We start from the raw sequence: 22,136 nt of genomic DNA, 5'->3' as shown, positions 1-22,136 counted from the left end.
TTGCAGCCAAGCTTCACGAAGAATTTGCTTCTCTTGGTTATCGCCAGCCATTAAAGCCCTATTAAAAGCGGGACACAATTTCAAAAATGGCTGTTGTGCCAGAATGAACTTGGGTTTTGAAAACCGTTTAGAACTTTAAGAAGCAGTCTGATAAAACTTCCTTTCAGGAAAAGGCAATAAACTATTGCCTCCGCAGTAGCTGCGAAAATCTACTATTTACCAAATAGTTAATTGCCAACTTGCCTTACGAGGTTCTAGCATAGCTGGGAACTAAGCATCGACTTCGCCTGAACTACTGCTTCTTTCCTCCCTGGAGAGCAAGAGGGTCAGGTCATTGGGAAAGCTGGAATCCGCCTTCCCATAAAACACCAAACCTAAACCAACTCGGCCCTGTGTTGAATAAGTTGACCGTCATGTACTGTTTCCACCATTCAAGATTTCTAGGAGAGAAAGCGCAAATGTTTACCTATATCCGCTGCTCGCAGGTAATCCGTTCAATCGTTTTAACCCTTTTCTTTTTCGGGTTGGTCGCTCTGCCGCAGGGTGCTTACTCTGCCCCCGGTAAAAAGAACGCGTCGAAGAAAAGCGTGACGAAAGAGTCCCGGGCCGAGAAAGCCCAGGAAGCACAGCAGAAAACTTCCCAAAACTCCGCGAGCGCACAGCCGGCAGCTCAAGTCGGCGAGAATGAGGAAAACGACCCCGACGTGCCGGCTTTCTTGCGAGGCAAGATAGATAAGCAGACGTATCTGCAGTTGCGCTCGGAATATATTGGCCGCATTCGTGGTATTGACCCAAATAATCCCCCCGATCTCCACATTCGCATGGATGCCATCCGCACCATGGAACAGCAGGAGCAGCAGATCTACGGAAACCGAAACGTATCCGCAGCGCCGGGAACCATTGTTCCCTTTACTCTCAGTTTCCCCTGGACGGAGCTTGGTCCTTCTCCAATTCCCAACGGGCAGACCTCGCCCAGCGAGGTTGCGGTCAGCGGACGCGTTACCGCGATTGCGGTGCATCCTACCAACCCCAATATTGTTTATGTGGGCGCAGCCCAGGGCGGGGTCTTCCGCTCGCTTGACGGCGGAGCAACCTGGACGCCCTTGCTGGATAACGCCTTGTCTCTGGCGGTTGGCGCCATTGCCATTGCTCCCTCGCAACCCTCAACCATCTATGTGGGGACCGGCGAGGGAAACTTCGCGCTCGATAGCTTTTTTGGTGTAGGCGTATACCGCATTGACAATGCCGATACCAGCCCCGTGCTGGTTGGGCCTCTTAATAAAAACGGCAGCAACGTTGATGTTTTTACCGGCCGCTCGATTTCACAAATCCTGGTTCATCCTACCGACCCCAATACAATCTTTGTGTCTACCACGTCGGGTTTTTCCGGTCTGAGCGGAAGCACGGCGGCGGTTCTGCCTGCGCGTGGTCTGTACCGCTCCACCAACGCCGCCGGTCCGGCGGGGTCGGTTACATTCGCAAAACTCACTGTGGCCACGGTGAGCGGCAACCGCAGCATTACAGATATTGCCATGGAGCCGGGCAATCCCAACAACCTTGTCACCGCTGTTTTTGGAAATGCTGCTCCCGGCGATGGCGGCTACTACCGCAGCACCAATGCTGCGGCCGCAGACCCGACAACAGTAACCTTTACGCAAACTTTGCAGTTATTTGCGGTCACCATGAAGTTTGCCATTAATAAAGTGACCTCCACGGTCACTGTGCTGGCCGGCAGCGGCGATGGCGGCGGTGCCACTGGTACGGTGCGGATTTCCACCGATGGCGGCGCTACCTGGGGAACTCCGGTTGCTGCTGCCGCAAACTATTGTGACGGGCAGTGCTTTTACGATGCTGTGGTCGCCCTCAAACCTGATGATGCCAATACTTTCTTCCTGGGCGGAGGCGGCAATTTACCTCTGCAAAAGACCATCAATGGCGGGACCTCATTTACTTCGCCTAATGGCACCCTGCACGCCGATACTCATGCTATTGTCTATGCTCCTTCTGACTTCACTGTCATGTATGAAGGCAACGATGGCGGCGTTTGGCGTTCCGCCGACGGCGGCAATACCTGGACCAGCCGCAACACATCCGGATTCAAAGCTACGCAATTCCAGAGCCTGGCCTTGCATCCCAGTGACCGTAATTTCATGATCGGCGGCACTCAAGATAACGGCACACCCATGATGCGGGCCGATGGAAGCTGGTTCCGCGCTGACTTCGGCGATGGCGGGTACGCCCTGATTGATCAGAATGCCGCCGATACTACGAATGTCGTGATGTATCACACCTATTTCAATCAGACTGGCAACTTGATTGGTTTTGCCCGCACGAAAACTACACCCTGCGCCACCGAAGCCCAATGGTCTTTTATGGGCATTTACGGAGGACTTGTAGATCCAACCGTGCACTGCGACGGCACAACCGATTCGTTCAACGGCATTTCTATTAACGACAATGTTCTGTTCTATGCCCCGATAGCTTTAGGGCCAGGAAATCCGAACACGGTTTATTATGGCAGCGACCGGCTCTACCGTTCTGCCAACCAGGGCACGACGATGCCACTGGTCAGCCAGGCTCCCCTCACGGCGAATGGTATTCCCATTAGCACGATCGCCATCGCGCCCCAAAACGATAACGTCCGCATTGTGGGCCTGGCCGATGGCCAGATATTCGGCACTACCACCGGCTCCTCGACCCTAACCGATATTACCGGTCCCATCCCGGCCTTTTATGTGGCCCGGGCTGTGATTGATCCCAACAATCAAAACACCGCTTACGTCACGCTCGATGGCTACGGCTTGCCGGCCGGTCAGCATGTGTGGAAGACCACCAACCTCAGCGGCGCGCCCCCTACCTGGACAGCCTCGGGCAACGGTATTCCCGATGTTCCGACGAATTCCATAGTCGTAGATCCGCTGCACTCCAATTTTGTGTATGCCGCCACGGATATCGGTGTGTACTTCTCCAGGGACGGAGGAACCACCTGGAACCCCTATGGCACCGGGCTTCCGCGGGTTGCGTGTTTCGATATCGCCATCCAGAGCCCAAACCGTGTGCTCCGGGTTGCCACTCACGGGCGTGGCATGTGGGAAATTGGGATTGCTCCCTTTGCCACGACCACAAATGTGATTTCTTCAGCCAATCCATCAGCCTTCTCAACCTCTGTTACTTTCACCGCAACCGTGAGTGGTCCTCTAGGGCCGCCCACCGGCACGGTAACCTTCAAGGATGGAAGCACGGTCTTAGGGACCAATACCCTCTCCGGCGGGACCGCAACCTTCGCTACCAATGCGCTTAGCATAGGCGCACATAGCATCACGGCCGTTTATAGCGGAGATCCCAACTTTCTTACCAGCACCTCGTCTGTACTCACGCAAAATGTGACCGGCGCCGCAGGATTGACAGCCGACATCAGCGTCACCGTCACGCACGCGGCGAATAATCCGGTGGTCATTCCATTTGGAGGCAAGGTAGCGATTACCGTGACCGTGACCAATAACGACGCCACCAATCCGGCCACGGTTGCACTTACCCTGAGTACTGTTGCCGGACCGCTCGAACTGGATTCCGTCGTTGTACCCGGAGGGGCGAGTTGCAATCCGCCCAGCGCCGGCACCATACAGTGCAGCATTCCTGTGCTCGCGGCCAGCACCAATGCGGTATTCACCGTCAATGTGAGGCCGCTCTTCAGTGGTGTACGCACGTTCACGGCAATCGCTGCTGAAGCCAGCAATACAACCGACGCAACCACGGCAGACAATACAGCAAGCGACACCTTCAAGGTGCGCTTCAAGCCATTCCGGAAGTAGGGTTTAATAAATGAAGTAGGGTTGGATAGTGCAGCTTTGATGCTAATCGGTTGCCCCAGGGCCGGAAGGTTTTTCCCGTCGGGCACTTTGTGTTCCTTCGTGTTATGTTCCTTCGTGCCCTTTGTGTTAAACCCTCCCGCGGAACGAGGTGGAGTGTGGTATTAAGTCGGTATCAAACCGTTGGTCCCTGAGGAATTGTCGCTTATCATTTCGCTTGAGGTCTGCCTGGGGATCTAGACATTGATGTCAGGGGGCATGAATCGAGCGCTAGGGGGACTACTAAAACTGCTTGAAGTAATGGTGGCTTATGTTATTTAATTTCAATGACTTAACACTGAATGGACTACTTCAAGTAGTACCCCCCACCCCCCACTACTGACACGGAGGAAAAAGAATGGCTGACCGATTCGGGAAAGGAAACGCCATGCACCACCAGCATCGCCGTCTACTGGGGAATGTTGTGCTCCTGTGTTTATCATTGTGCTCCCTGGGAGTCGGAACTGTTTTAGCGCAGAGTGACACTCCGGCTGGAACGGCGCAGACGGGCGCCAGCTCATCTGCCCCAGTGGCATTCAATGGCAATCCGGTTTTGCCGCCCCAGTGGGCCTTCGGTGTACTTTACGGCAGCTATCACGATCAGGCGCAGGTGCTGAGCGACATGAAGCAGCTTCGCGAGAATTATAGCGGCGACCTTTACTGGATTGATTCAAGCTGGCTCAGCGGCAACTATAACCAGGAACCGGCCCGCTACATCTGCTTCACCTTCGATCCGCAGCAGTTCCCTGACCCCACCCTTATGATCAGCACTCTGCACCAGAACCACTTCCACTTCGGCGTGTGGGAGTGGCCGTGGGTTGATCAGGAGTGTCCGCTTTACAAACGGGGTGTTGCGAAGCATCTCTTCGTTGAAGATTCGACCGGCAATGTAGTGAACGGCAAAGGCTGGCACGGCAACAAATTTACCGGGGTCTTCGACTTCACCAACCCGGAAACGGTCGCATGGTGGCGGGGACTCAACGAGCCGTGGACTGACGTGGGACTTAACTTCTTCAAGCTCGACACCGGCGGCGGGTATCCCAAAGACGGCGTGCTCCAGGACGGCAACAACAGCCAGGACCACTACAAGACCCTGTATCGCAAGATACCTTACGAGGTTTCTGCTGAAGCCAACCGCGGCCGCGGATTTGTGCTCACGCACACGCAGAAATCCCCTAACGCAGATCAGTATCCTGGCATGTGGACTGGAGACTCACATGCTACCTGGGAGGGACTGGTCGCCGAGATGCGCATCGCATCCGGTCTGAATACTCCCGACACCACTGCTTTCTGGTGCGGTGATACCGGCGGATATAACGGAGTTCCTGATGACGAGCTATACATCCGCTGGCTGGAGTACACCACGTTTACCCCTTGCCAGGAGTTTTTCGGATCGAAACCCACTCTGACCGGATCACGCTTTCCCTGGCAGTTCAGCAAGCAGGCGCAGGATATCTTCAAGACCTACACCCAACTGCGCTACCGGTTGCTGCCCTTCAGCTACTCCAACGCGCAAATCCAGTACCACGAAAAGCCGGTACAGTACCAGGTGCATTGGATTGGTTCGGCCCAGATCGTCAATGGCTCGGGCGACAGCCAGGTCCTGGTGCAGCCCGTTACTACTGCGGGTGCAACCACCGCATCTGTAAGCTTTCCCCCAGGATCAGGTTGGATCGATTATTGGACGGGAACAATCTACAAGGGCGGGAGCACTCAAACTGTCCCCGCTCCCATTGACCGCGAGCCTGTCTTCATCAAAACAGGCTCCATCATCCCCATGGGCTCTGTGATGCAGTGGGTGAACCAGGTGCCCGCTGATCCCATTACGCTGGATATTTATCCCGCGGGCTCGACCAATTACACGTTATACGAAGATGACGGCATCAGCACCCAGTACGCAGCCGGAGCCTTCTCCACCACCAAGTTCACCTCTGACAACCGCCTCAAGCGCGAGGTGGTCACTATTGGCGCGGCCAGCGGCAACTATAACGGCAAACTGCTGGAGCGAACGTATGTGCTGAAAATCAACCGGCAGGCGTTGAGTCCACGCAAAGTCGCGCGCGACCGCAAAGCGGTAAAAAAGTTTGCTTCGCAAGCGGACCTCGATGCCGTCTCTGAAGGCTGGTTTTACGACGCAAAAAACAAAACGGTGTGGATAAAGTTCAGAATCTTCACTTCAACGGCAACGACAGTGGTGTTGTAGCCGTGCTAGGCTTCGAGTTTAAATCTGGTCGCCGCCAAACGATACATGCGCCGCCAAACCAGGCGATTGATGGTAACTACAATCGCGGCCATGCAAACCGTAGCCGCAAGAAGCAATCTGAAATTGCCATTGTCGGTGGCCTGGCTGATCACCGCACCCAGACCGGTGGTAGAGAATGTTTCTCCTTTGAAGTGAAAGTATTCTGCCACAATGCTCGCATTCCAGGCGCCGCCCGATGCAGTCACCAGGCCGGTGACCAAAAAGGGAAAAATGCCTGGCAGGATCAGCTTCCGCCAACGCTCAAATTTGCTGAAAGAGAAGACATTGCATACTTCTTTCAAATCGGTGGGAATGGCGCTGGCACCGGCAATCACATTGAACAGGATGTACCACTGCGTGCCCAACAACAAAAGCACAATCGAACCTGCGCCCAGCCCGCCCCCGAAGCGAACCAGCGCGAGAAGAACGATGGGGAACAATGCAGTCGCCGGTACGGATGCAGCAATTTGTGCAATCGGCTGAGCCACACGCGCGAGCCTGGGACGAGATCCAATGGCAACCCCCACGGGAATTGTCCACAAGGCGCCGAGTACCAGCGTGAGATTTACTCTCAGAAAGGTTGCGGCCGCTCCAACAACCACGCTCTTCAACTCTTCACGATGCAGCCCCGCCAACAGAACAGCGCTATTGAAAACTGCGTAGGCGATTCCAACCAGCAGTGCGGCTCCCAACGCCCACAAAAGCCACGTCCGCGTCTGGGTTTTTCCGCCGCTCGATTCCGGACGCAAATCTCTGTGCGCAAAATGCAATACAAGGGCCTCTCGCAATGGTGTTACCGATTTGCGCGAGAGAAAGGCTATCAGCTTTGAGCGGCGAATCAGGTCCAAAATGGGAGAGCGCGGGACGTCAGTGGCTTCGACATTCTCGAACTTGAACTTCTGGGCCCAGGCGATCAGCGGCCGCCAGACGAGCTGATCGGTCAATATAATGACCACCAGCATCGCGCCCACACCCCAGAGAATTGCACGCGTATCGCCGGCGCTGGCCGCGGTCTGAAGATATGCACCCAGACCGGGCAGGCGAAAGTCACGGTTGCCCAGGACAAACATCTCGCAGGCCATCAGAAAAAACCAGCCGCCGGCCACAGACATCATGGAATTCCAAACCAATCCGATCACAGCGTAGGGCAGCTCCATTTGCGTGAATGACTGCCACCAGCTAAAGCGATAAAGCTGTGCCGCTTCCCGCATTTCTTGCGGAATGCTCTTCAGCGAGGCGTAGAAGCTGAAAGCCATGTTCCAGACCTGGCCGGTGAAGATCAGCAGGATGGCGCCAAGTTCCAGGCCCAGTTGTCTCCTGGGAAATAGCGCAACCATGGCCAGCATTACGCCCGGCAGAAAGCTCAGCACAGGAATGGATTGCAGCACATCAAGCAGAGGAATCATGAAGCGCTCAGCCCGCGCGTTATACGCGGCGATGTAGCCATAGATTAAGGTGAATGCCAGACTCAAAAAATAGGCAATCGAAATGCGCATCACCGAATAAAAGACATAAACAGGAAGAGCACGAGGATGAAGATCAATCTCAACCTGAGCGGTAAGAGGGCCGCTCCAATAACGACTGATGGCAATAACGCTGTAGAAGAGGGCGAGCCCAAGGCCAAAGATCGGGAGATCAGTCAGAAAAGAACGGCTGGAACGAGGGATTACCCCCCAGGGAAGAACGAGGGAGCGAAGGGCGGCTGAGGTTGATTGCCGAGTCATGAGGATTTGACTTCCGAAGACTTGTTTTCCGCGGCGGCGCTTTCCCGCTCTTGGCCGGTCTTCTCTTCCGGATGCAATATCAACTGAAGCCTCTCGTTGCCAGAATCATAGGTGAAGAGTTCGCAATCGCGCCCCCAGTGGAGCGCAGTTTCAAGTTGACGCTCAACTTCATTTTCAGGATAGTGCTCGTCAAGCAGGTCGCGGAAAAGTTCCAGAGGAATGGTGTGGTCGGCTTTTGCGCGCAGCGTACTCTCGATTTGCTGGAACAGAAGCACATTTTTCAGAGATGCATGGCGAAATAAGGTCTTACGGGTGGCAATATCGGCTTCAGCAAAGCTGCGGCCTTCAGGAGTAATCTCCACGTCACCTTGCTCCAGCCGGGCAAAGCCAAGCAGCGCGGCAGCTTCGATGATGGGCAGCAGATCCTCAATATCCATCAGCAGTTGCTCGGCAAGGTGGTAAAGGTCTTCCGCGCCGCCGCGGTCCACAAGCAACTCCAGCAATCCAGCAATGCCTCCGGGGCGGGCATGAGGCAACGGCTGGTAGATCCGCTTCTGGCCGACTTCGGGAGGTGGAGCAAACGCAACCTCTGGCTTGGTCATCACCTTGTAAATGTAATCAACGTACAGGAGGAACTGCGGCGACTTCCTCTCACGCGGCTGCGCCAGCGGAATGCGGAAATCTGCCCGAATGTGGGCAGGATTGCGTCCCAGCACGATCACTCGGTCGGCCAGCAGTACGGCCTCTTCAATATTGTGAGTGACAATAAAAATTGTTTTCGTATCAATTTTCTGGTTGAGCCAGAGCTCCAGCAGTTCACCGCGCAGACTTTCAGCGGTGAGCACGTCGAGTGCAGAAAAAGGCTCGTCCATGAACAGCACTTCGGGTTGAACCACCAGGGCCCGCGCAAAGCCGACGCGCTGTTTCATTCCGCCGGAAAGCTCCTTGGGGTACGCGGTTTGAAATCCCTTTAATCCAACTGTATCGAGCACGTGCAATGCCCGGCGACGGCGCTCGGGTGCAGTTACACCACGGGCCATCAACGGAGCTTCAACATTCTCCAGAACAGTAAGCCAGGGGAACAAAGCAAAACTCTGAAAAACAATCGCGACATTGGGAGTTGCCTCTGCACAGGGTGTACCATGCCACAGAACACAGCCCGAAGAAGGCGCAGCCAATCCCGAAAGGATTCTGAGAAGAGTTGATTTACCGCATCCGGAAGCCCCCAGCAATGCAACCACGGTCCCCGAATAAATCGAAATATCCAGGGGCGCGATCACTTGAACGCGAGTGCCATCAGGCTGGAGAAATGATTTTTCGACGCCGCGGGCCTCAATCACCGTCTCGCTGGTCTCGCGCTCGCGCCGGACAAGCGGCGGGCCTGGGAAGGGAGCGGTGACTTCCGCTTCAGGAGGGACGATGCGGGCTTCCGCAGCGTCGTCTGTCTGCGGTGCGGCATACTCGCGGCCGGCGAGTTCATCCATCAGGCGCTGCCAAACTTCTTCGGGAAGCTCATCAAAAAGTTGCATGCGCTGATCTGGCGCCATGTGATCAATAATCTCGCGCATTTCCTTGGGAGGGCGCGTGTGCAGCAGAATGTATTGGTGATAGTAAGGGAATTTTGTAATCACAGCAGCAGCAAGTTGTACCGGCAAAAGGCGAAAGAGCGTTTGCTGATGCTCATCGGATAAGCTGCCAATCAAGTCAGCGGCGAGAGACACGGGCATCTCTTTTACCAGTGAGACCAGATCTGACCATTGTCCTTGTCCCAAGAGCGATCGGAATTTGTCATTGTGCAAGGAGTTCATCCCCAGATTCTCCGCAGACTGCACTTTCCACCAGTTGAGTCCGATTCTTTATATGCTTGTTTAATGATAACGGGGAGGGCGCACCCATTGCTCAAGGGATCAGGATTTTTTACGAGAAACTAACTGACATTGTACGGCAGTTGTTGGAGAAGTTGAGTCTTGGCCTGGTCGCGGAGACAAACCCATGATACGTATGGGCTTCTGGAAACTACTTTGGCAGCATGAAGCTTCTCCAGCCAAATGCGCCGATTCAGACTGCCAGTAGAAATAGGAAGGTGAACAGTGCGGCAGGATACAGGAACGACAGCAGCCGGGCCAGCTTTCGTGCACGCGGTTTAGGACCGGTTGCGTATGGATTCCCAAGACCCAGCCTCGCGAAGAATTCGCCGGGCGCAAGCCTTTCCGCTAAAGGTTTGAGCCTTTCATTTGTACCCTCAGCCGTGCCGGCGTAGAGGCCCGCAAAACTTCGACCCGCAGCACATTCGGATGGCGCAAACACTTCTTGCTCAGTTTCGACTCTACTGTTTTCGCTACGATCGTACATAATAATCTCCCTACACACACGGAACCGCGATGTTTTGTTCTTCAAGGCTGCTTTTCATCTATTGATGTATGGTGCAGGGAGAGGAGGAAGCGTTACAAAGGGGGAAGGTATCAGGAGTTATTTATGTTCCGGGGCCACGACGTTATGGCGTAGAGAGAGAAATCCAAAATCCCGTGCTCAGCGCGGACGCAATTTCATGCCATGAAAATGCTTCTTCTTGGGATCGGGGCGTTCTCCAGGCGGAAGAGCCTCTTTCACGTCCATCGTGCGGCCATCCAGAGTGGTGCCATTTAGATTTTGAATGGCCTCATTTCCCTCTTCATCATCGCTCATGAGCACATAGGCGAACCCGAGCGACTCTCCGGTATCGCGATGACAAACAAGTCCGGCTTTGAGCACTTTTCCATATCCCTCAAACAATGTTTGCACCTGAGTGGCGTTGGTCAGCGAAGTTAAATTTCCGACGTAAATTTTTTTCATGGGGTTTCTTCTCCTTCGCAGGTGCTGGAGTTGCTATGTACCCGGGCCGCTGATGATGAGAGATTTTAATCCTTTTTGAGGAAGTTTACAGGGCGAAGGGTTTTTCACGCCGTTATTGATCATCGAAAGTCGTGGACGCATCCGGTGGAAGTTGAGTTGCATCTTCATCATGAAGAGTGCTTTCGCCATTATCCGAGCCATTGGGCTCTGTTTGTTTTTCCAGTTTACGCTGTTTCTTGCGGGCCGCCTTTTCCAGTTGCTTTTCTCGCCGAGCGCGTTCTTTTTGAAGTTTGCCGAAGCTGCTACCTGACCTGCCAGACATACATCCTCCAAAGTTTGGATTCGGCGGGCGGCCGCCATAGGACATGAGAATATTTATTTATAAAAATAAAACCAAAAATGCCAACAAAAAAAGGCGACTCACATGTAGTCGCCTTCCAACGGACTTAACGATTAAAGAACCTGCACATTCTCGGCCTGAAATCCCTTGGGTCCTTTGACCACATTAAACTGGACCTGCTGGCCTTCCTGCAAACTGCGAAAGCCATTGCTCTGAATAGCGGTGTGATGCACAAATACATCGTCACCACTCTGGCGGCTGATAAAGCCAAACCCTTTAGCATCGTTAAACCACTTAACTGTACCTTGTTCCATTTGTTTCTTTTTTCCTTTTGATTCGATTTACGCTGAAAATGAGTCGGAAGATACTACAGGGCAGGGACTTGCTGATAAGGCGAGAACTGCTCACAACCAATTCAAATTGACGTATCTAGATGATAACACAAAGGCTTCGCCATATTGATGCCTTACTCGATTAGGCGCCAATGCGACAGGCCTGCCCCAGATCCGCGCAACTCGTGGTGATGAAAAAGCCCGGCTGGGTCGCAGGCCCAGCCAGGCTGAGAGGGGGAAACTAAACCCTATTCTCTGGGTGGAGCCGCTTCAAGATGAATGAGGCCTTTGCGGTCCTGCGGCCCAAGAATCTTGTAGTCGCTGGGCACCTGAAAGAGAGATGGGTCAGGCTCGCTGCGCTTGATACCGGTGAGCTGATACGTGGTCTCTCCGAAGCGGGGGTCGCTATGCTTACTGAGCACCACCACTTTTAACTCCGGTGACATCCAGGTCTCAGAGATGATCTCAATCGGGCGTTCGTTGCCGATGGCGCCTGCGGCAATGGTGCGGGTCTCGCGAGTACCGGTACAGGAAACCCCTTCGATCACCTGGGTGCCCAGGTCTTCGCGCTTCGTTTCGCCGAACTCCGCTTTGAACCCAGCACCCAAAGGTCCGGTCTGCGTGCTGATGATCTTGACCTTCTGGTCAGCTTCGGCTAATTCCTTCGGTTCTTTCCCCGACAATATGACCTTGCGTTCGTGCATGATTACGTCAGTGTGCATAACATCAGCAGTTTGCTCTTTGAGATTGAGCATGTAATTCGTCTTGCTCACCGGATCGCTGATCATGACGTTCTTCATTGCATCGGGCGGCAGGGGACCAATCCCCATGGTCAGCTCGTGGCGGGTCCTGCCCTCGCCGTCGCGGGCAAGAAATGCGGTTGACTTGTTCACAATACGATTGCCATCGCCCAGCGTCTGTGTGCTCTCAGTAACCGCCGTAGCACTGTAAGGAGCTCCCTTCACTAACTCTCTGTCGCCCACGTTGGTTGCAAAGACATAGTTATAGCTATAGCTGGAGATTGCGGCGCCTCCAGGCCCAGCAGACCCACTCTGAAAAAACATTACGCCGGGTGGCGGGGGTGCAGGTACGATTTGGGCAAAAGCGCCAAGGGTCAGCAAAAAAACGACGGCAAGTAACAGGCAAATTCTTTTCATAGCACTCTCCTTATTAAAAGCAGAAAAACTCTCTATTGCACCAATCGCACACCGTAAGGGATGCCATCCTGGCCGACCACAAAATCGGCCAGAACCCGCCGGTTGGGGACATCCGCGCCCACCGGCGCTCCTACCAAGCGAAGGTCCTGGATCGGCATCTCTACCCGAATGATCCGCAGCTCACCTTCTGTAGCCGCGGGATCATAGGATGGAAGCGGTAGAAAATCGCCGTCCTGCCGCGCCTCAAGCTGGGCATCGCTGTGATGTGGAATACCGCGCCCGGGTACGTGCTTCACAGCCTTCTTCGTTTCCTGCATGCGAGGCACGTTCGCAGTCATTGTCTTCTCAACCGGGGACGCCGGAGCCGGATTATGCTTCACTACCTGCGGCGCTGGTTTCTGCGATGTTTTGGTGAGCAGCCATGCCGCGGAAGAAAGGCAGACGATTACCAAGGCGGCGATTGCAGCATTTTTTACTCTGCGCCGCCGATGGTGGCGGTGAAATGCGCTCGACAGCGCTCTGCCAAGTTCTGGTGGCGCATTGCGGGGCGATTCTTGCGCCAGATGCCGCAAGGCATCAACCAGCCGCTCTTCCGATTCGAATTTGTTTATTTCACGCATTGTTTACTCTTCAATTTCGCTTTCAGTAGATTCCGGGCGCGATGAAGGCGCGATGCCACAGTGCCAGGTGAACACCCCAGCGCCTCCCCGGCATCGGCATAGTTCAGCTCTTCCAAGTCGCACAAAATCACAGTTTCTCGATATGCTTCCGGCAGTGCCTGCACAGCTTTGCGCAGACAGTCGAGCATCTCTGCGTTGGTCAGTCCATCGAGAGCATCAATGCCATTTGCGACCAGGCTCTCTTCGCTTTCCATTCCCTCTTCTTCCAGCGGCACTTCCAGGCGCGCATGCTGCAGACTTCGTCGGGTCAGATTGCGCGCCATGCCGAACAGATATCCGCCAACTGAGCCTTTCGCGGGATCATAAGCCTTCGAATTGGTGATCAGCAGCATGAAAACTTCTTGTGTAGTCTCTTTCGCTGTTGCGCTGTCGCCGCCCATATGTAACGCAAAACGGTAAATCAATCCTTGGTAACGCTCGTAAAGGGCCCGGAAGGCCGTTTCGTCGCCTTTGGCGAGTTGCCGGAGCAACTCGTAGTCGCTGGATTCCGCTTCGCTCATCGGTAGGTTCAGCGCTTTCGCGTTTGCTCCTACTTTCCATTGCGCGAATTTGGCGAATGCTTCCATTATTTTTTCGGGCGTGGACTGTACATTTAAGACGAACCAGAATCGCCGGGGTAAGGGTATCTTGCGTAAGAATTTCCCAATGGCTCATTCCAGGTGCAGACTATCTTTCTATCAGGTGGGACCGTTGACCCGGTCTGCAGGAAGCGATGTACATCCTTATTATTACATCCGGATTTTTACGGCTAGTTATACAATCTTCTCTTATACTCAATCGAACTGGCCAGTCCCAGGGAGCCAGGTGAGCCGTTGGACAACAGGTTCGTGGTCTAGGAACTTCACATGTCGCTGAAAATACTCGTGGTGGAAGATGACCCGCTAATGCTTGATTTGATGGCCCAGGTTTTGGCGAGTTTTGAGGCACAAGTTCGCCCGCTTGGCGACAGCGAGGAGGCGGCGGCTCTGGTGGAACGTGAAAGATTTGATGGCATTTTCCTTGATCTGCAAATGCCAAAAATGAATGGATTTCAACTTGCGGGCAAGATCCGGCAATCGCCGTCGAACCGATCGACGCCCATCGTCATCGTCACCGGGCACGATGATCCAAAAGTCATGGCGCAGGCTTTCGCCGTAGGAGGAACATTCTTCCTGCAAAAACCCGTAGACAGACCCAAGCTAGCGAAGCTGTTCAAAATTGCCCGCGGCATCATGTTTGAGAACCAACGCCGTTACATTCGCGTTCCACTTCAGACTGAAGTGACATGCGAAATTGGTCCTAAAACTGTTAAAGGCACGGGGGTTAACATCAGCGAAGGTGGGGTTCTCATTGAAATCAGCGGTATCGGCGGGCCCGGAACAACTGTACTATTATCCCTTCGTGTGCCGGGGCAAAACTCAAACAGCAGCATAACTGGTGCAGTTGCCTGGGTGGATGAAAGGAAAGGACGTACGGGGATTCAATTCACAACTATAACCGCAAAGGACAAGCAGTTTATCCGCGAGTTCATCACCAGTTACCTGTTATGAGCCTGAATGGTTTCTTTCTGTTTCCTTATTAGTCTTGTGTTTTAACTCACAGGATGTTCAGCATCTGTTGAACTTTCTTGCGGAGATCGGCGATGCTAATCGGCTTGGTCAGGTAGGCGTCGAAACCTGCATCCAAAGCCTTCTGGTCGTCGCCGCGCATGGCAAAAGCTGATAGCGCGACAACCTTGAGACCGGCCAATTCAGGGTTCCCACGAATTTTCTTCACCACCGAAATGCCGTCGAGAAGAGGTATTTGTATATCCAGCAGAACAAGATCGGGAGGGGAGCCGGCAAGTTGCTGAAGCACCTCATCACCATTCTCAACCAGAGTCACTTCGTACCCAAGAACACCAAGAGTATCGTGAATCATCTCACGCAAGACAGCATCATCATCGGCAACCAGGATACGCTTCATAATTATTTATGCGGAAGTGGAAGTTTTGGCCACTCGCACGGCCTTACGAACTTCCGCAAGCAGAGTATCTTTCCAGGGAATGCCCTTGCTGAAGAAAGCATGAGTCTGGCGTGTCAACAGTTCAATTTCCTGATGACTCAAATCCTTCGCGGTCAGTACAAAGATGGGAATCTCTGACCAAACGGCGTGGTCTTTCATTTTTTGGATGACTTCAAAGCCGTTCATTTCAGGCATTATCAAGTCCAAAAGCATAGCCCGAACCGAGAACTGGGACAGTTTCTCCACAGCTTGCCTGCCGTTAGTAGCAAGAACGGGATCGTATCCTACCGAACGAAGCATTTGCTCCAACACACCCAAGGTTGCAGGCTCATCATCCACGATCAGAATCTTGTTCGAGGTCCCCGCCACAAGTCCGATGTGCTTTGCGATCTTTGATATCAAAACCTCTTTGGTAATTGGCTTGACCAGGTACTCAGCGGCCCCAAGTGCGAAACCTGCCTTCTTCTCATCCACTACGGACACAATAATGATGGGAATATCAGCAGAGCCGGAATCATGCTTCAATTGGAATATCGTCTCCCAGCCATTCTTGCCGGCCATGAGCATATCGAGGGTGATGGCATCGGGGCGTAACTGCTTGGCCAATATGATTCCGTCTTTTCCAGAGCTTGCAGTCACGACCTGATAACCTTCGGGTTCCAGAAAAGTCACAAGCAGTTCGCGGGCCGCCGGCTCATCGTCAATCACCAGAACTAGAGGCTTTTCACGCTTGCGGAAGGCTGGAGCAGCAGCTTTCTCCTTCGCTACTGACATCCATTTTCCAGCCGGGAGAGTAAAACTGAAGCGGCTACCTTTGCCGGTCTCGCTTTCCACCCAGATTCTGCCTCCGTGCCGTTCAACTATTCTTCGGGTGATGGCCAGCCCTAATCCAGTACCTTCCTTGACCCCTTTCGTGGTTACACCCACCTGCCGGAACTCATCAAAAACCACTCTTTGATCTTCGGGCGAAATTCCAATTCCGTTATCGGTGATGGAAACACGGACGAAACCTTCTTCCTGTGCCGCTTCGATGCGTATCTTTCCCTTGACCGGCGTAAACTTTACAGCATTGCTGACAAGGTTGTAAAAGACCTGTTTGAAGCGGACACGGTCGGCATAAAGCGCAAGCTCAGGGCCAACCATGCTTTCCACCTGAATTTGTTTTCTCATGGCAAGAGGGTTGATCGTGGAGAGAACTTCGGGCAAAGCGTCCATCAATACAAAGTTTTCAGGTTGCAGTTCAAGCTGACCGGCCTCGATCTTGGAGAGATCGAGAATGTCATTGATGAGGTCGAGTAAATGATGAGCTGCCTTACGCACGTGTTCGATATAGCGTTGCTGCTTTTCGTTGAGGTCACCGGCAGTCATTTCAGCCAACAACTCTGAAAACCCTATAATGGCACTCAAAGGTGTGCGCAACTCATGGCTCATGCTGGCCAGGAATGCGCTTTTTAATTGCGTGGCGCGCTCGGCCTCCAGACGGCGCAACTCGAGCTCTCTATTTTGTTGTTCGATCAGTGCCTGGTGGCGATGCCTTTCTTCCTCTGCATGCCTTCGCTCTGTAACATCAATCGCCAAAACATAGTCTGCTGGACGGCCAGCAAAAACGAGAGAATATGAGGTGACTTCTACATCTATCAAACTTCCATCCTTTTTGCGATGCCTCCAGAGACCAAACCTGCGTTCTCCATTGGAAAGAGAATCCAAATTCGCGAGGAGCGCCGGAATATCTTCCTGCGGACGGATATCCTTAATAGTCATGGCTAAGAATTCTTCCCGGGAGTAGCCGTAGTTCTGGACTGCCGCATTGTTGACCGCCAGGAACTGCAAGGTGTCACGGTCGTAAATCCAAATAGGATAAGGGGTTAATTCAAATAACTTGCGGTACCGCTCCTCGCTCTCACTCAAAGCGCTTACCGCTCGCTTGCGTTCGGTGATGTCGCGGGCTACGCCGACCTCACGATAGGTCTCACCCTGCTCGTTGCGGACGGGAAATGCGTGAGCGGCGAACCAACGAACGTCACCGTCGGGCCGAACGATGCGATATTCCTGGTTGAAGGAGCCTTTTTCTGTCTCGGTCGCATTGAGCATTCGCTCACGATCCTCGGGGTGAATGAACTCGACCCATGACGATGGTTCTTTGTAAAGACGCTCGCAACTGTGCCCTGTAACCCTCTCATAGGCTGGACTGACATAAATGGTGTGGCCGGTTTGGATATCGCGTATCCAGAAGATATCTTGAATATTCTCCGCCATCTGTCGAAAGCGCCGCTCGCTTTCGCGCAGAGCTTCTTGGGCGCGGGTGCGGCCTTTGATATCCCGTTGCAGCGCGTAATACACCAGAACCAGCAGCACAAAGATCAAACCGATCATGGCGATGTTGCGGTAAGAAAGAAATAGAAGGGGTAGGACAACTACACCAGCGACACTCAGTCCCAGGGCGATTCTTCTCTCAATGGGCTCGGTAGGAACTTTTTCCCCGGGCATGGCGGACGGTTGATTCATGAGGACTCATCAGGCGCATGCACTGGCGCTACTGATTGTGCCTTGTTCTCTTTGGGGAAGTCCGACTTCAAGCTGGAATTGCTGAAATAGATCACGGTCCCACCACCCACGTCTTACTTCATCTTCCATGGTGGTGAATGCTTCTGCAGGAGACAAAGCTTGCTTGTAGGGACGCTCCGTCGTCAGTGCGTCATACACATCAACAATCTGAAGAACCCGGGCGGTAAGTGGGATATTGTCGCCTTTCAGGCCGTCGGGATACCCTGACCCGTTGAGTTTTTCATGATGATGGCGAATGATGGGAAGTACAATACGAAACGATTTGAGGGGGCTGCATATTTTTTCACCTGTGACCGGGTGCTCGCGCATCACCTGCCATTCCTGCTCGGTCAGCTTCGCAGGCTTAAGCAGTATCGTATCGGGAACCGCCACTTTGCCTATATCGTGAACCACGCCAGCCCGGCGCAATGCAATAATCTGCTCCTGATTCAACCCGACACGCGTGCCTAAGCGAGCGGAACACTCCGCTAAACGCTCACAGTGTCCATGGGTGTAAGGGTCTTTGGCTTCGATGCTTCGCGCCAACGTAAAAAGAACCGATTCCGCCCGTTCCAATTCGTCAGTGTAAGCTTTCAGATTCAACAGCGAATGCACTCGAGCGACCAGTTCTATACGCTCGAGGGGTTTGCTCAGAAAATCGTCCGCTCCGGCTTTGATCCCTCGCACCCGGTCCTCGACCGCGGAAAGACCGGTGATCAGAACAACAGGGGTTAACCGTTTTTCCGGATCTCGCTTGATTTGCCGACAAACCTCAAAACCATCTATATAAGGCATGGCCACGTCGGACAAAACCAAGTCCGGTTTGGTACGCACAAACTCTTCCAGCGCGTGGCGTCCGTCGGATGCTGTAACGATTTCTAACCCTTCCGCCTGCAGTATTGCTTTTAGAAGTTCACGATTCGATGGGTCGTCGTCTGCCACCAGAATCTTGGCCATGGCTAAAACGCCTCCAGGGAGTTGACTTATGTAAAAATATTCGCACCTATCCAGAGGGAGGGGAGGAGGTGATAAATATTACTACACCGCATTGTGAGTATCACTTTATAACGATAGCTTGCCAAGTTACCAACGTAATTCCCAGGCCTTTTTACAACAATTCCCAAAATGACACGATTCCTGAAATAGAACAATGAAAATTGCGCCCAACATTCGCTAGGGAGATTTTTGGGAATCCAAGTCCAGACCTCATGATTAGCAAACTCCGTTTGCGAGATTAAACCGCGCAGAAGATCCCGAACCGGGGCTTTGACCAAGGTATCTAAGGGAAAGGTTTGCTTGGATATCCAGTTTTCAAATTCCACACAGTTATCTGTCTTGTCTAGAAACTGGACAAGCTTTTCCCGAATCTGTAATACCTCTTTTTGGGAAAGTGCACAGGATAGCCCTAAGATGTTGGTAAATTGGCGGTTACGAGCGTGTAAGCAGTTTGGCCGCTCACGTGCCAACAATAGAGTTTAAGTCTTCATAAAGTGAGGTATTAACGAACGATATGACACGCCTCGAAGGTCTTCTGCTCACCAGTGATGCCCAAGTGGTCTCTGTAATGAACCAAGTGCTGGATAATTTTGAGATTGAAACGCAAGTCTGCAGCAAGCCCGACGCTGCGGTTGATGTGGTCACTCACCGCAAATTGGACACATTGATTCTGGATTGGAACAGTGATGATGAGCCTACTCAAGTCATGAGCGCATTGCGCAAGTCTCATCAAAATGCCAAGTCCACGGCAGTGGCCATCGTCGGCGGAGCTCCGGAAATGCACGAAGCGACAAGCGCCGGAGCGAATTTTATGATCTATAAGCCTATGAGCGTTGATCAGGCTACACATTGCCTGCGGGCTGCGTACGGAAACATACTGCTGCAGCGCCGACGGTCAGCACGCTATGTGGTTGACATCCCGGTGACCGCAAACCTTATTGGAGTAGGGCAGGTGGAAGGGAAAATTATTGACCTCAGCGCGGGTGGCCTGGCGTTCCAGTGCCCACAACCAGTGCAGACGGACCAACAGATATCCATTGGATTCAAGCTTCCGGGAACTTCTATCCTGATTCATGTAAACGGCCGGGTGGCTCACGTGGTGAACAAAGACGGCCGGACCCGTGCCGGCATGTGCTTCTCTTTCGTCCCGCAAAGAGAGTTTGCTCTGCTTGAACAATGGCTGGCAACTCATTTGGCCAAGATGATGGACGAGATGATTTCCAAAGAACATAACGACCGGGTGAACTAAGACAGAAAAACTGTAAAAGGGGAAATAGATATTATGCATGCTAAAGTTCTGCTAATCGACGATTCCAAATTCCTGCGGGCCGCATTGGAAAAGACTCTATCCGGAAATGGATTTGAGGTCCGAGTAGCCAAAGACAGCGAAGAGGGACTGAGATTAGCGCAGCAAGAGGGAGAATTTGATCTGATCCTGCTGGACTTGTTTCTGCCCAAAATGACTGGGGAAGAAATCTTGAGGCGCCTCAAAGAGAATCCGGTGACGGCCGGTATTCCCGTAATGGTGCTCAGTGGAACTACCTATTGTCTACCGAAAGCGACGCTCGATCTGATGGCAGTTGTAGCCAGCATGGAAGAATTGTATGAATCTGGAGCAACACACAACGCCCAGCACAACGCTGCCCACGCAATCGAATATGAGACATAAAGCTCCAAGCAAGCAATTCCAATATTTTCAATGTTTACTAAGTGGTTATAGTTACTAAAGGGAATATACAAGACCAGCACTTTCGTACTGTCCGCCATGGCTTGAGGATGTTTTTCGGGAGTATAGTGGCCCTGTACCCCCCTGGTCCAACGATGTTGGGCAGCGCCCGCACAGCCTGTTTCAACATCGGACGCAAGTTAAAAATCAATAAAGATGCAGGTCTCTGTAGCGGAGGGGACCATGAAGCAGCTTCTATGTTTGCTCGCCATTCTCGCGGGAATGTTGTTCATCGTTGCGCCTTCTCTGGCGCAGGATGCGGAATCCCATCCTGACACCGGCATCATTTACGGACAACAATATGTGAACAGCTATTTTGGATTTTCCTACCGCTTTCCGGCAGGGTGGTCAGGCAGTGCGACACGACTCACCATGGCAAGCCAAGTGTATCCTTTGTTTGCAGCCAGCTCCGCAAATGCGGGAAATGGAAGTTACATCGCAATTCAGGCGGAGCCTTTGCGGCAGAACGGCAACATCAAAACCGGAAAAGATTTTTTAGCCATAGCCGCCATGCCCAGTGGATTTGAGACGCTTCCGGGAGACAAGCACTACATCTTCGGCGGCAAAGACTTCGACCGGATTGATCTGAGATCGACCTCACCCAACAGTGTATTGGTTCGCCAGGCGCTGGTTTGCATCGTGCTACGCGATTACGTCATCACATTTCAGTTCAAGGCCACTAATGATAATGAACTGGAAGATTTAGTAAACACTATGCTATCCCTCAGCTTTCTTGATTCCGGACAGCCTCCGGCGACGGCCGCAGCAACGACTACAACTGCAGTTCAAGCACGGACTCAGCGTGCAACGACGGCGCCCATGCCTGCCCTGGTACAGCCTACTACTTCGGTGAACACAGCCAGAACAGACACCATTGCTTTCGGTACAACACAGACAAATGCGGCACCGATTGCAGCAAATCCCCAGCCAGTGAAATCAACAACACCAACGGCCACAACCTCATCTGCTGCCACGGGCGCTCCATCAGCACTCATCAAGATGGAGTCTCCGCCCCACACACTCAGGGGAGACACTCTGCCCGCAACGACTATTTCCGAAGCGGAACCTCAACCGCTCGTTAAGGTGGCATCAAAACCGGACGCTACAAAGACTGCAGTGATACAGGCAGTCATGCCAGCACCATCGGCGGAACTGAATACTACAGCTGCCCGGAATACACAGGCCTCGACATCAGTCAGCAAAACCGCTGAACCCACGAAGACTCAGACCGCCGGAACGACCGCAGAGCTGACGCCCACGGCGATACGGCCTTCTGCCCCCATCAGCAAGGCTACCTCAAGCGCGATAGCCGGCAAGACCACTACTGAAATCACGCGAGTTCAAATTTCAGCTGCAACCCTTGAGAGCTATGTCATCCGTAAAGTCCCTGCCATGTATCCCTTGGCTGCCAGACAAGGAAGAGTGGAAGGACTCGTCGAGCTCACTATTGTGGTAGACGAGAAAGGTGAAGTGCAGGACGTCAAAGCAGTGAGCGGACCAGGGATATTGGCCAGAAGCGCGGAAGAGGCACTCCGCCATTGGCGCTTCAGACCTATCATCGTAGACGGCAAGGCGACACCCATAGAAAGCCGAGTCAGCTTGAACTTCCAGCTTTCCCGATAACCTTACACAAAAACATTAAAACGTTATTGTCAGATTCAGGCCTGTTTGGTCTCTTCCCGGCAGAAAACCGACGCGGCGAAAACCCAGAAAAGTTGGCCCCCACCCCCCA

17 protein-coding genes are annotated in these 22,136 nt (G+C 53.1%); 6 read left to right on the top strand and 11 right to left on the bottom strand.

All coding sequences use genetic code 11. The annotated features are described in order from the left end of the window. Window positions 1–587 precede the first annotated feature (587 nt). Together VK738_04535 and VK738_04530 are read left to right on the top strand one after the other, a co-directional pair. Window positions 588–3,812 (top strand): Ig-like domain repeat protein, encoded by a 3,225-nt coding sequence (locus VK738_04535; GenBank protein ID HTD21896.1) that lies wholly within the window; start codon window positions 588–590, stop codon window positions 3,810–3,812. A 394-nt stretch (window positions 3,813–4,206) separates the two neighbouring features. Further along, entirely contained in the window at window positions 4,207–6,051 is a 1,845-nt protein-coding gene (locus VK738_04530; protein ID HTD21895.1) for a TIM-barrel domain-containing protein, read from the top strand. Between the two features lie 5 nt (window positions 6,052–6,056). On the opposite strand, the gene VK738_04525 is transcribed toward VK738_04530, so the two are convergent. The 8 genes from VK738_04525 to VK738_04490 all read right to left on the bottom strand — a co-directional run bounded on the left by VK738_04525 (window position 6,057) and on the right by VK738_04490 (window position 13,721). After that, window positions 6,057–7,814 carry an ABC transporter permease subunit gene (locus VK738_04525; protein HTD21894.1) on the bottom strand — a complete coding sequence of 586 codons (1,758 nt, stop codon included), beginning with the start codon at window positions 7,812–7,814 and terminating at the stop codon, window positions 6,057–6,059. Then, window positions 7,811–9,622: an AAA-associated domain-containing protein gene (locus VK738_04520; protein ID HTD21893.1), complete on the bottom strand. Its 1,812-nt coding sequence runs from the start codon at window positions 9,620–9,622 to the stop codon at window positions 7,811–7,813. Before VK738_04520 ends, VK738_04525 begins: the two co-directional genes overlap by 4 nt. Window positions 9,623–10,343: 721 nt before the next feature. Continuing rightward, the gene (locus tag VK738_04515; GenBank protein HTD21892.1) at window positions 10,344–10,646 is read right to left on the bottom strand and encodes a hypothetical protein; all 303 of its coding nucleotides are present in this window, start codon (window positions 10,644–10,646) and stop codon (window positions 10,344–10,346) included. A gap of 112 nt (window positions 10,647–10,758) precedes the next feature. Next, a complete protein-coding gene (locus VK738_04510; GenBank protein ID HTD21891.1) occupies window positions 10,759–11,013 on the bottom strand; it encodes a hypothetical protein in 255 nt (84 codons plus the stop codon). A gap of 86 nt (window positions 11,014–11,099) precedes the next feature. Further along, on the bottom strand, window positions 11,100–11,300 hold the full coding sequence (locus VK738_04505; GenBank protein HTD21890.1) for a cold shock domain-containing protein: 201 nt from the start codon (window positions 11,298–11,300) through the stop codon (window positions 11,100–11,102). 266 nt (window positions 11,301–11,566) lie between these two features. Next, window positions 11,567–12,475, bottom strand: coding sequence for a hypothetical protein (locus VK738_04500; GenBank protein HTD21889.1), 909 nt, complete (start codon window positions 12,473–12,475; stop codon window positions 11,567–11,569). Between the two features lie 32 nt (window positions 12,476–12,507). Further along, window positions 12,508–13,095: a hypothetical protein gene (locus VK738_04495; GenBank protein HTD21888.1), complete on the bottom strand. Its 588-nt coding sequence runs from the start codon at window positions 13,093–13,095 to the stop codon at window positions 12,508–12,510. Further along, a complete protein-coding gene (locus VK738_04490; protein HTD21887.1) occupies window positions 13,083–13,721 on the bottom strand; it encodes an RNA polymerase sigma factor in 639 nt (212 codons plus the stop codon). The genes VK738_04495 and VK738_04490 overlap by 13 nt, the downstream gene beginning before the upstream one ends. Window positions 13,722–14,000: 279 nt before the next feature. On the opposite strand from VK738_04490, the gene VK738_04485 reads away from it, so the two are divergent. Further along, window positions 14,001–14,684 (top strand): response regulator, encoded by a 684-nt coding sequence (locus tag VK738_04485; protein ID HTD21886.1) that lies wholly within the window; start codon window positions 14,001–14,003, stop codon window positions 14,682–14,684. Between the two features lie 46 nt (window positions 14,685–14,730). On the opposite strand, the gene VK738_04480 is transcribed toward VK738_04485, so the two are convergent. The 3 genes from VK738_04480 to VK738_04470 are packed head-to-tail and all read right to left on the bottom strand — an operon-like array spanning window position 14,731 to window position 18,639. After that, window positions 14,731–15,099: a response regulator gene (locus VK738_04480; GenBank protein ID HTD21885.1), complete on the bottom strand. Its 369-nt coding sequence runs from the start codon at window positions 15,097–15,099 to the stop codon at window positions 14,731–14,733. A 6-nt stretch (window positions 15,100–15,105) separates the two neighbouring features. Next, entirely contained in the window at window positions 15,106–17,643 is a 2,538-nt protein-coding gene (locus tag VK738_04475) for a response regulator (GenBank protein ID HTD21884.1), read from the bottom strand. A gap of 9 nt (window positions 17,644–17,652) precedes the next feature. Further along, window positions 17,653–18,639 carry an HD domain-containing phosphohydrolase gene (locus VK738_04470; protein ID HTD21883.1) on the bottom strand — a complete coding sequence of 329 codons (987 nt, stop codon included), beginning with the start codon at window positions 18,637–18,639 and terminating at the stop codon, window positions 17,653–17,655. 553 nt (window positions 18,640–19,192) lie between these two features. On the opposite strand from VK738_04470, the gene VK738_04465 reads away from it, so the two are divergent. The 3 genes from VK738_04465 (at window position 19,193) to VK738_04455 (ending at window position 22,027) form a co-directional block, all read left to right on the top strand. After that, window positions 19,193–19,927: a PilZ domain-containing protein gene (locus tag VK738_04465; GenBank protein ID HTD21882.1), complete on the top strand. Its 735-nt coding sequence runs from the start codon at window positions 19,193–19,195 to the stop codon at window positions 19,925–19,927. A gap of 33 nt (window positions 19,928–19,960) precedes the next feature. After that, on the top strand, window positions 19,961–20,347 hold the full coding sequence (locus VK738_04460) for a response regulator (GenBank protein HTD21881.1): 387 nt from the start codon (window positions 19,961–19,963) through the stop codon (window positions 20,345–20,347). Between the two features lie 240 nt (window positions 20,348–20,587). Further along, on the top strand, window positions 20,588–22,027 hold the full coding sequence (locus tag VK738_04455) for a TonB family protein (GenBank protein ID HTD21880.1): 1,440 nt from the start codon (window positions 20,588–20,590) through the stop codon (window positions 22,025–22,027). Window positions 22,028–22,136 lie beyond the last annotated feature (109 nt).

Source organism: Terriglobales bacterium (assembly GCA_035487355.1).
Lineage (GTDB): Bacteria > Acidobacteriota > Terriglobia > Terriglobales > Acidobacteriaceae > QIAW01.
This window is presented reverse-complemented; position numbering and strand designations above follow the sequence as displayed.